This window comes from Nocardia sp. 852002-20019_SCH5090214 (assembly GCF_001665865.1).
GTDB classification, from domain to species: Bacteria; Actinomycetota; Actinomycetes; order Mycobacteriales; family Mycobacteriaceae; genus Nocardia; species Nocardia nova.
Genome location: NZ_LZMK01000452.1, coordinates 1 through 10,179 on the forward strand (window position 1 = coordinate 1; position 10,179 = coordinate 10,179).

9 protein-coding genes and 1 pseudogene are annotated in these 10,179 nt (G+C 68.0%); 2 read left to right on the top strand and 8 right to left on the bottom strand.

What is annotated here, in order from left to right; all coding sequences use genetic code 11:
* The 6 genes from A5780_RS38580 to A5780_RS38605 all read right to left on the bottom strand — a co-directional run.
* On the bottom strand, positions 1–280 hold a 280-nt coding region (locus tag A5780_RS38580; protein ID WP_197521969.1), incomplete at its 3' end, for a Gfo/Idh/MocA family oxidoreductase.
* Positions 277–1,464, bottom strand: a complete 1,188-nt coding sequence (locus tag A5780_RS38585) for an N-acetylglucosamine-6-phosphate deacetylase (RefSeq protein WP_062968465.1) — start codon at positions 1,462–1,464, stop codon at positions 277–279. The genes A5780_RS38580 and A5780_RS38585, both read right to left, overlap by 4 nt.
* Positions 1,461–2,687, bottom strand: coding sequence for a glycosyltransferase family protein (locus A5780_RS38590; RefSeq protein ID WP_062968463.1), 1,227 nt, complete (start codon positions 2,685–2,687; stop codon positions 1,461–1,463). Before A5780_RS38590 ends, A5780_RS38585 begins: the two co-directional genes overlap by 4 nt.
* On the bottom strand, positions 2,684–3,433 hold the full coding sequence (locus A5780_RS38595) for a polysaccharide deacetylase family protein (protein ID WP_082976970.1): 750 nt from the start codon (positions 3,431–3,433) through the stop codon (positions 2,684–2,686). Before A5780_RS38595 ends, A5780_RS38590 begins: the two co-directional genes overlap by 4 nt.
* A complete protein-coding gene (locus A5780_RS38600) occupies positions 3,421–4,392 on the bottom strand; it encodes an NAD-dependent epimerase/dehydratase family protein (RefSeq protein WP_227994935.1) in 972 nt (323 codons plus the stop codon). Before A5780_RS38600 ends, A5780_RS38595 begins: the two co-directional genes overlap by 13 nt.
* Positions 4,389–5,639 (bottom strand): nucleotide sugar dehydrogenase, encoded by a 1,251-nt coding sequence (locus A5780_RS38605; RefSeq protein WP_062968459.1) that lies wholly within the window; start codon positions 5,637–5,639, stop codon positions 4,389–4,391. The genes A5780_RS38600 and A5780_RS38605 overlap by 4 nt, the downstream gene beginning before the upstream one ends.
* A 417-nt stretch (positions 5,640–6,056) precedes the next feature.
* Here A5780_RS38605 and A5780_RS38610 point away from each other — a divergent pair, with 417 nt between their 5' ends.
* Both A5780_RS38610 and A5780_RS38615 read left to right on the top strand, forming a co-directional pair.
* The gene (locus A5780_RS38610) at positions 6,057–7,463 is read left to right on the top strand and encodes a transcriptional regulator (RefSeq protein ID WP_156769782.1); all 1,407 of its coding nucleotides are present in this window, start codon (positions 6,057–6,059) and stop codon (positions 7,461–7,463) included.
* Positions 7,460–8,374 (top strand): aminoglycoside phosphotransferase family protein, encoded by a 915-nt coding sequence (locus A5780_RS38615; RefSeq protein WP_062968456.1) that lies wholly within the window; start codon positions 7,460–7,462, stop codon positions 8,372–8,374. Before A5780_RS38610 ends, A5780_RS38615 begins: the two co-directional genes overlap by 4 nt.
* Positions 8,375–8,992: 618 nt before the next feature.
* On the opposite strand, the gene A5780_RS38620 is transcribed toward A5780_RS38615, so the two are convergent.
* Positions 8,993–9,844, bottom strand: coding sequence for a DUF4913 domain-containing protein (locus A5780_RS38620; RefSeq protein WP_082976971.1), 852 nt, complete (start codon positions 9,842–9,844; stop codon positions 8,993–8,995).
* Positions 9,841–10,179: pseudogene (locus tag A5780_RS41630) on the bottom strand (hypothetical protein); the annotation flags it as partial. The gene A5780_RS38620 and the pseudogene A5780_RS41630, both read right to left, overlap by 4 nt.

A 10,179-nucleotide genomic window follows, 5' to 3' on the forward strand; every position in this document is an offset into this window, starting at 1 on the left:
GGGCTCGCTCGGCGACGTGGCGGTGCTCGGCATCCGGTGTCGAGATGACCACCAGGTCGGGTTCGGTGTCGCCGAGGACCCGGTCGACATCGCCGGGCGCGGCGATACTGCCCGCGAATCGGTGACCGTCATGGTCGAGCGCATGCCGATCCCGGTCGATCACGGCGACCAGTTCCGCCTCGGCGACCCGCGGCCCGAAGTCCCCGTTGATCCACGGCAAGTACAGCTTTCGGGCGCGAGCTCCGGCGCCGATCAACACGACCCGCATCAGCGCGCTCACCGCGGGCAGTCCGCTTCGTCGAGGACGAGCCGGCCGTCGAGCACCACCGAGGCCAAGGTCAGGCCGGCGCTCCAGACGGTGAGGTTCGCGCGGGCACCCGGCAGCAGTGTCCCGATCCGTGGGTAGCGGCCCAGGACCCTGGCCGGTGTCGCGGTGGCCATCGTGATGACCTCACCGACCGAGGCACCGGTCAGCGCCCGCATCCGCGGCAATGTGCTCGACAGCGCGACGACGCTGCCGCACAGGCTTTTCGCCGTGGTTGTGGTCGCGTAGCCGTCTTGCACCCGGCCGGTCGCGGCACCGGTGCGGAAGGTATGCCCCGGCCGCAGGCCCATCCCGGCGGTCGCGTCCGAAACCAGGCACAGCCGGTCCGGGCCGAGACAGCGCAGGGCGATGGTCAGCAGCTCGGCGGGTAGGTGGTGGCCGTCGGCGATGAGTTCGGCGGTGAACTCATCGGAGGCCAGCGACGCCTCGAGCAGACCGGGGATCCGGTGCACGCCGGGCCGTGTGAGCGCGGATTGCCCGCTCCACAGGTGCGCGAGGTGCGTCGCGCCCCGGTTCCGGGCGGTCTGCAGCTGAGCCGGGGTGGCCTGGCTGTGACCGACCGAGACCCGCACATCGTGGTCGACGAGGTAGGAGATCAGCGTGTCGGCGCCGGGCAGCTCGGGTGCGAGGGTCACCATCTGCAGGACCGGCGGTAGCGGCGTCAGCTCGGCGAGCAGCTCGCCAGGAGTCCGCAGATGAGCGAGATCGTGGGCTCCGCGCTGGGCGGTGGCCAGGCAGGGGCCTTCCAGGTGCACACCGGCCAGGGTCGGTGCTCTCTCGGCGGTGAGCAGATCGGCCGCTGTGGCCAGCGCTGCGGCGGTGGCCGTTGCGGTCGTGCTGGCCAGGGTGGCCAGCGCGGTGGTCGTTCCGGCGCGCAGATGAGCGGTGAGGATGTGGCGCCAGGCGGCAGGGTCGGATTCGGTGAAGTCGTGCCCGCGGGCGCCGTGCAGGTGCAGGTCGACCAGTCCGGGCCCGACCAGGTCGTCGTCGGCCTCGAGCACGCGCGGGCGGTGGCCGCACCCGGTCGGGTCGGCCGCGATGGTCCCTTCGCAGATCGCGATCTGTCCGTGGGCGGCGTGCGTGGGGTCGGCCAGCATCAGGTTGGTCGACCGCACGATCAGGCACTCGGGCGGCTTCATGCCTGCACCATGGGCGCGTGCCGAAGCGAGCTCACGCAGGCGCATCGCGTCCCGGTCTCGGTGCCGGGCAGGTGACGGTCGTAGGAGCCGCCGTCCCACAGGTAGCGGGTGCCGTCGGCGATGAGCGGATCGTGCAGGGCGCGTGCGACTTCGGTGTCGAGCGCCCCCGCCAGCGCCTCGGCGAGACCGACTTTGCGCAGGATGCCGAGCTGGTGCAGCCGCTGGGAGTGGACCTGCTGTTCGACCTCCCGGATCTGGCGCGGGATCGCGATCGTGTTGGCGGCCGTGGCGAGTACTTCGCCGAGCATGTTCGCGCCCGCGGCGCCGATGAACAGGTCCGCGGCCCGCATCCACGGCTTCAGATCCGGCTCGTAGGCGCGGACCTCGACCGTGTTGTCGTCGGCCCAATACTGGTGCAGTGCACGTAGATCCGCCGGTTCCAGGTAGGGGCCGGTGACCAGCAGTGCCCGATCGAACGCGTGACGGCGGGTGGTCAGTGCCCGCGAGAGCGCTTGCCACAGCTCGCCCGCGCCCTGGCCTCCGCCCATGGCCGCGACCACCAACCGCTCCTCGGCGGCGATGCCGAGCCGGGTGCGGGCCTGGTCGCGGGTGTAAGGGACCGGTTCGGCCAGGTAGCCGGTGTAGTGCAGCCGCTGTGCGGCTTCACCGGTGAGCCGGTAGTACTCGGCGAGGTCGAAGACCTCGGGGTGGATATGGACGTTGAACTGGCAGTAATGATCGAGCACCCACGGGCCCCGGTGCTGGGGACCGAAGTACTTGCGCATGGTCTTGTCTCGGTCGAACAACACCCCGCGCAGGCTCAGCACCGCGTGGGTGGGGTAACGGGCTTCCAGCGCGGGCACCAGCTCGTCGTCGGTGCCGCGCGGGATGTGGTCGCTGATCAAGACATCGGGTCGGTAGTGCCGCAGGAACGTGGTGATCAGGTCGGCGCGGGCCTGGTGCAAGGTCGCTTCGCTGATGGCCAGGCGCGGGCGCAGGTTCCATCCGCTCGGGTCGTCGAAGTTGGCGAACGAGGGGATCTTGATGAGGTCGACCTGGTCTGGCAGCAGGTCCAGGCCGCGGTAGGCGCCGGTGATCCCGGCGATCGAGTACATCTGCGGCGAGCGCAGCAGGTGCTGTGCGACCTTCGCCGCTCCGGAGGTGTGGCCCAGGGACCTGCCGTTGTGCCAGTACAGCGCGACGGTGCGCGGGTGGAGGGTCATCGGGATACTCCTGAGGATCGGCCGGCGGCGGTGTCGACTCGTCGGGCGTTGTGCTGGGCGGTCGCCGGGTCGGTGTCGCTGTCGAGCGCGGCCTGGAACGCGGCCAGGCTCCAGCTCGGGTCGACCTGGATGCGCGGCAGGCTGTACGGATGGCCGATGTCGACCCGGTGGTGCTCGTCGGTCGCCATCGCCAGCGGGTAGACGCGCGCCACCACACGCTGCACGCGCAGGTCGTAGGCGCCGTAGGGGTAGACGAACGTCGCCGGTGGGCCACCGAGCAGATCGGCGAGCGTTTCCCGTTCCCCCAGGACCTGCCACGCGAGGCCGAGATCCGTTGCGGTGGTGAGGCGTTGGTGGGTGTAACCGTGTGCGGCGACGCTGCGCCCGCTCGCGAGCCATCGGCGCACACCGGCCAGACCCGCCATCTGATCGACGACATGGGGTGTGGACAGCGGCCGGTCGGGGGTGAGGTAGCCGCCGCACACGGCCATGACGGCGGGCAGCCCATGCTGCTCGAGGATCGGCAGGACCGTGGTGATCGTGTTGGTGTAGCCGTCGTCGAAGGTGAGCAGCACCGACCGGGATGGCAGGCGCGCGCCGGCGGTGATCATCCGGTGCAGGTCGGTCTCGGTCAGCACCGTGTAGTGCTCGGCGAGCAGCTGCATCTGGGCGCGGAACCGGTTCAGGGGCACCGACATCGGGTCGGTGACCGCGTCGTCGACGAGGTGATACATCAGGATGTGCATCGACTCACCTCGCCCAGTTCGTGATGCCAGGCGATGGTGCGCGCCAGGCCTTCGCGCAACCCGCAGGTGGTGACGGCGGGAAACAGCGCACGCAATCGCGCCGGATCGGCGTGGGAGTGGGCGACGTCGCCGGGACGCGGCGCGGTGTGCTCGACGGTGAGTTCGCGGCCCAGGAGATCGGCGATCTCGGTGGCGACCTCGAGGACCGAGTGCTGGGTGCCGAAGGCTAGATTCACCGGCCACGGGCTGGTCACCCGGTCGACGATCGCGGCACCGATCACCTGGCACACTGTGTCGACGAAGGTCCAGTCCCGGGTCTGGGTGCCGTCACCGTGAACCTGGATCGGTTCTCCGGCCAGCATGGCGGTGATGAACCGCGGAATGACCGCGGCGTAGGGATGTCCGGCGCGCTGGCCGGGCCCGAAGACGTTGAACAACCGCAGCGGCAGGACTGGGAGCCCGAAGCTGGCGTGGTAGGCGCCCAGGTAGGCCTCGGTCGCCAGCTTGGTCACCGCGTACGGGCTCACCGGCATCGTCACGGAGTCCTCCGCGCGTGGCAGCCGAGGGTTGGCCCCGTACACCGACGACGAGGACGCCGCGATCAGCAGCGGGCCGTCGGCTCGGCGGCAGGCCTCCAAGACCTGCAGTGTGCCCGTGGCGTTGGCGTGGTGGCTGGCCAGCGGGTGTTGGATCGAGCGTGGCACCGACCCGAGCGCGGCGAGGTGGACGACCGCATCGGCACCGGCGACCGCATCGGTGACCGCGTCAGGGTCCAGGATGCTGGCGAGACGGAAGTCGATCGCCGATCGGTCGGCTGCCAAGCGCTCCACCGTGCCGGTCGAGCAATCGTCGATGACGGTGACCGCGCCGATCGCCGGGTTCCGCAGGAGCTGGTGGACCAGATTCGAACCTATGAATCCGGCGCCGCCGGTCACCGTGACCCGCACGCCCGCCTTCACAGCTGCTCCACGGTCGAGCTCGCGGCCACGCGGCCGCGGCAGTCAAAGACGAACGCGGCCTCGGCGGCGATCCGGTCATAGTCGAAGCAATCGTGATCAGTCAGCACCACGACCGCGTCGGCGGCGGCCACCTCGAGAGACAGGTCCTCGATCAGGACGATCCCCGTGGCCGCAGACGCGGGCACGAACGGGTCACACGCCACGACGCGGGCGCCGCGCGCGGTGAGCAACTGGGCGACCTCGACAGCGGGAGACTCACGGATATCGCCGCTGCCCGGTTTGTAGGACAGCCCCAACAGCAGGATCTGCGCGCCGGCGAGGTCACGGCCGCGCGCGCATAGGGAGAGGGCGAGCCGTTCGACGACCTGGGCCGGGCGACTATTGTTGATCTGGGCGGCCAGGTCGATCAGCGCGGATCGCCCTCCGGCGTGCTGTTCGGCCCACCAGGACAGGTAGATCGGGTCGACCGGCAGGCAGTGCCCGCCGACGCCGGGCCCGGGGTCGAACGCCATGAACCCGAACGGCTTGGACGCCGCCGCGGCCAGCGCCCGACGGAAGTCGACGCCAGCACGGCGAGCGATCTCGGCCAGCTCGTTGACCACGGCGATGTTGACCGCCCGGAAGGTGTTCTCCAACAGTTTGGCCAGCTCGGCTTCTTCGCACCGGTCCACCAGTACGACCCGATCGACCAGGCCGGCGTAGAACTCCGCGACCCGGGCCAGGGACACCGTGTCGATCCCAGAGACGACCTTGGGTGTCGTCGCGACGGTCCACTGCTGGTTGCCCGGGTCGATGCGCTCGGGGCTGAAACCGAGCCCGAAATCGGCGCCGCGCTTCAACCCCGATGCTGATTCGAGCACGTCGCCCAGGATCTGGGTGGTGCCCGGGTAGCTCGTGGACTCGAGCACCACGAGGGCGCCCGCGCGCAGGTGGACACCCACCAACCGTCCCGCTGCCCGGATGAACGCCAGATCAGGTTCTCCGTCTGCCAGCGGCGTGGGCACGGCGATCACCGCGATGTCGAACCCGACCAGATCGCGCGGCCGCGACGACGGCCTGTACCTGCCGCCGCTCAGGGCCGACTGCAGTGCGTTGTCGGCGACATCCTCGATCGGCGAGCGGCCGGACTTCAGGCCATCGACCTTGGCGCGGTCGGTGTCGAACCCGATGACATGGTGGCCGGCCGCTGCCGCATGCAGGGCCAGCGGGAGCCCCACGTAGCCCTGCCCTACCACCGCGACCTGCATGGGACGCACACCGACTCGTGAGGATGCTCCTCGACCGCCGATCAGGCCCTGGTCGGCCGCAGTGGGACTTCCGTGATCGGGCTCGACTTCGTGAGTAACTGGTTGGGTGCACGAGACGATCTGAACCATGGATTGCCGCCTTCCCGACGCGGGTGGCCGTGTCGTCTCCGCAGGCACATGGCTCGCACCGGGTGCTCTGCGAAACGTTCTGACCAGCCGTGGCTTTCGCTAGTTCATCGAGGATTCACCTGCTGGCCCGGCGCAGGTAAGCAGCGACGGTGGTCGGCTCGGCTCGTCACTTCGATGACTGGTAGCGCTAGTCAATTTCGTTGGCGCCAGCCGTTTCCCAGTGATCTGGCCGAGGACCTGGGAATGTGGTCGACAACAGATGGCCACCGAATGGGATGGAGCTGTCGCGTGAGTCCACAGCGAAATGAAGTCGCGCCGGAGATCTGGGAGTCACCGCAGATGCGGCGGGCGCTGGCCGCTCGCGATCTCAAGCTCGTGTTCGACCTGCTGCAGCGCGGGGGAATCGGCCAACGCCAGATCGCGCGGATGACTGGGCTGCACCAGTCCGAGGTCTACGAGGTGATCCGCAAGGGCCGTCGAATCCAAGCCTGGGACGTCCTCGTGCGCGTTGCCGACGGGATGGGCATACCGCGCGGCTACATGGGCCTGGCGTTCGACGATCCGCTGGCCCACAGCCTCGACCAGGCGGCTGCGGCCTGCACCGCCGACCCCACCGAGCGCGAACAGATCAAACAACTGCTGTCCCACGCAGCCAACGTCACGATGGGCACCGACGACGACACCGCCGCCACCTGGTGGCAACCCCTCGACGCGGACGCCGAACCTGCGCCCGCGCCTGGCAGCATCGGGCAAACCGACATCGACCGCATGACCTCGCTCACGGCGGCCATGCGCACCCTGGACTATCAGTTCGGCGGAGGCGCCTGTCGCGACGCCATCGCAGCCCAGGTGCGTTGGTCACAGCAACTACTCAATTCCGACGGCAGCGAACGCACCCACCTGCAGCTGCGTTCGGCCCTAGCCGATATGCACAACCTCGCGGCGTGGACCAGCTTCGACCTCGGGCTCTACCGATCGGCCCGCAAACACTTCCAACGTGCCCACACGATCGCTCACAAGGTCGGCGACCACTCCCTGGCGGCCAACGTGCTCTACCGTGCCGGCCGCCTGCACCTGCACCGCGGCGGGGAGGCGAGCCACCGCAACAAGCCCGATTCCGAGATGTATCGAGTGGCGCTGAAGTTCTTCCAGCTCGGCCAGTTGGAGGCGCAGAACGCCGGTTGCCCACTCACCGTGGCTATGCTGTGCGCCAACGAGGCCTGGGCCTACGCACTGCTCGACGACCGCGCACAGATGCAACGGTCCCTCGGCCGCGCCGAGGACGAATTCACCCGCTCGACCCCCGACAACGCCCAAGCCTGGATCCAGTTCTTCGGCGAGGCCGACCTCAACGCCTCGTTCGGCGTCGCTCTGACCGCTCAACCCTCGCCAACGAACGCGGACATACAGGCAGGCATCGACCACCTCACGCGCGCCATCAGCATGCGCGGGCCCGAGATGACCCGCAGCCGATGCTTCGAATCCACAGCCCTGGGATGCGCGTACCTGCGTGTCGGGGCAACCGAACTCGGATTGCAGGCAGGACGACAAGCCGTCGCTGCGGCATCTACAGTGCGGTCCGTGCGCACCATCCACCGACTCAAGCCGCTATACGACCTCGCCCTCGACGCCGCCCCGGAACCGGGTCTGCACGATCTGGCACGGTCCATCTGCACGTTGCAGGAGTCGGTATGACGCCTCCGCCCGCGCGACAGGCCGGCGAAACAGCGGACTGGACCCGCACGGTCTTGGAGTCGGCGTGCGCGGAAGTCGGCCTCGACGCCAGCGGCGCAGCGCTGGCGAAATTCACCAACAACGCGGTGTACAACCTCGCCACGAGTCCGATCACCGTCCGGATATCTGGCTCGACCGCCATCCGGCAACGGGTAGGCAAGGTCATCACCGTCGCTCGCTGGCTAGCCCGACACGAGGCCCCGGCTGTACGGCTCGTCGACGACCTCCCACAACCGCTTCACATGGGCGAGCACGCCATCACCTTCTGGCACACCGTCACCCTCGCCGCGGCGCCAGCATCTCCGCCCAACGGCGTCGACCTCGGCGAGATCCTGCGCCATCTTCACGGGCTCCCACCGCCCGCCGACCCCCTGCCCTTGTGGAACCCTCTGCAGGCGATAACTCAGCGCGTCCGGGAGGAGCAAGTCCTCGGCCCAGCCGACCATCAGTTTCTGCTCGACACCATCGAGGAGCTCTCCGAGGACCTCGCATCCATCGAGCCGACGCTCCCCCTGGGGCCGATTCACGGCGACGCTTTCACCGGCAACCTGATTAAGAGCCAAACCGGCGCGGTCATCTGCGACTTCGACGGCGCAGCATATGGCCCTCGGGAATGGGACCTTGCCCCCGTCGCCGTCGGCCATCTTCGGATGGACTACACCACCAACTTCCATCAGCAGGTCGTCGACACCTACGGGATCGACGTGACCACGTGGAGCGGGTTCCCGATTCTGCGGCGCCTACGAGAGTTTCAACTGGTCACGAGCGTTCTGCCAGTGCTGTCCGCCAATCCGTCGCTGTACGAGCAATGGCGCCACCGTTTCACCAGCTTCCAGCGCAAAGACGATACGCGCTGGTCGCCATACACCTAGGTTCGCGAGGAGGCGCGTGTCGGCGGGCTCCGAGTTTCGGGTTCCCGTACGACCGAGATCCACCACGCTCTAGTCGCGCCATATCGGTCGCACCGCTACGTTCATGCCTGGCCCGAAGTCGTCCGGCTTAACGACGGTACTGAGGCCGCAAATCGGGCTTCCCGGAATGCCGACAGAGTCAATTCCGGCAGATGACTTGCCTAGTGAACGCAGGGCAACGGGCACTTCTCGGTGATGTAGAGGAACAGGAACGGCTCGCGCATCGCAGTCGCCGCGGCGGCGAAAGGCGCTGAGTGGGTGAGGATTTCGGTCACACTTCGAACCATAGGCGAACGAGAATGGCTCCGCCCTGGCCGGCTCGGCGACCACATGCCGCGACATCCAACGACAGCACCGGCAGATCAGCTCGTTCCGTCGGTCGGTGTCCTGGGCCAGCTCGCCGCGCGTCTAGGTCTTGTCACGGACCGTAGCCGACCTCGGTGGGCCGCCGACGACCACCTGAACACGAGTCTGTAGCGTGCCCGGTGGCCAATTTCGGCTAGCGACTCTGGCTGTTTTCGACGAGCGCCATCAGTATCAGCCACGCTTTGACTCCGGATGTCGATATCACCCACGCTCTTACTCCGCATGTCGATGACGGCGGAAGTCCGGCCCAAATCCGAGTTCTTCTGTTGGGGTGGGGTTTCCGAGCGCGGCGAACCAGTTGGCGGGCACCTCTGCTGTGGGTAGTCCGGTTTCGGGTGTGTGGCGGTCAGGGGTGCAGCGGTGCAGGGGTCCGTTGGCGGCGTCGAGGATGTAACGGAAGTGCGGGTCGATGTGGGAGACGAACAGTGTCGACATGGCAGAGCCATCCTCAGCGATGCGAGCGGCTTCGAATACCGCGTGCAGGGCGGCGAAGCGCACGGCGACGCTGCGGTGGTCCCACCATCGCCGACACCACGTGTTCTGGTCCTCGCGGTGGTTGGCTGCGATGCGGACGGCGGTGACCGGCAGCAGCCATTGCTCCACGAAATCGGCGTAATGCCCGAACCGATAAGGCTTGGTATGGCCAGGTTTCGTGTCCGATTTGGTTGGGGCTTTGAACCATCCGGGCGGCACGTGCTCGTAGGAAAGCGACGGCAGGGCAACATGCTTGGTGCGCGTGCAGCGGTGCAGTGGGCCATTCGCGGCGTCGAGGATGACGCGGAAGTGGGGGTCGAGGTGGTGGAGTATGAAGGTCGACAGGCCGGCGGCGTTCTTGTCGGCGCGCATGGCTTCGAAGACTCGGTGCAGGTAAGCCACACGCACACTGACCGCGCGGTGGCGCCACCATTGATTGCACCAGGTCCAGGTGTGTTCGCGGTTGGCTTCGGCGAGGCGGACGGTGACGAACGGGAACAGCCATTGCTCGGCGAAGGTGACGAAGTCCGGATACGCAGGAACCATGGACTTCCGCTGTCGTGAAGCTGCAGGTATTGCGGGTGTGGTCATAGTTCGACTCCTGCTGCCCCACCCGTGTTGTCCGGCTGGATCGGTGGTGTGACTGGGTCGGTGTAGCGGGCGAGGGAGCGGGTGACGAGTGGTTCGAGAGCGGGGTTGTCCCACCAGAACCGCTTTTCGATCAGGATCGGTTCGTGGCCGGGGAGACGGACCAGGGCTCGGTCTTTCGGAAGGCGTGCGAGTTTGGCGATGTTGAGGATGGGTTCGGCGCGCCAGCTGGTGCTGCGGTTGGTGCCGCCCGGCCCGGTGGAGCGGGAGTGGTCGGCGACGTCGTGGTCGTCGACCAGCCGCGTCCACTGCTCCAGGTAGGAGGGGGTGGCGATGTT

Bases quoted from the DNA above. Each gene is read 5' to 3' on its own strand.
- A5780_RS38605 (WP_062968459.1), bottom strand. From the start codon at position 5,639: ATGCAGGTCGCGGTGGTAGGGCAGGGCTACGTGGGGCTCCCGCTGGCC.
- A5780_RS38620 (WP_082976971.1), bottom strand. From the start codon at position 9,844: ATGACCACACCCGCAATACCTGCAGCTTCACGACAGCGGAAGTCCATG.
- A5780_RS38585 (WP_062968465.1), bottom strand. From the start codon at position 1,464: ATGAAGCCGCCCGAGTGCCTGATCGTGCGGTCGACCAACCTGATGCTG.
- A5780_RS38615 (WP_062968456.1), top strand. From the start codon at position 7,460: ATGACGCCTCCGCCCGCGCGACAGGCCGGCGAAACAGCGGACTGGACC.
- A5780_RS38590 (WP_062968463.1), bottom strand. From the start codon at position 2,687: ATGACCCTCCACCCGCGCACCGTCGCGCTGTACTGGCACAACGGCAGG.
- A5780_RS38595 (WP_082976970.1), bottom strand. From the start codon at position 3,433: ATGCACATCCTGATGTATCACCTCGTCGACGACGCGGTCACCGACCCG.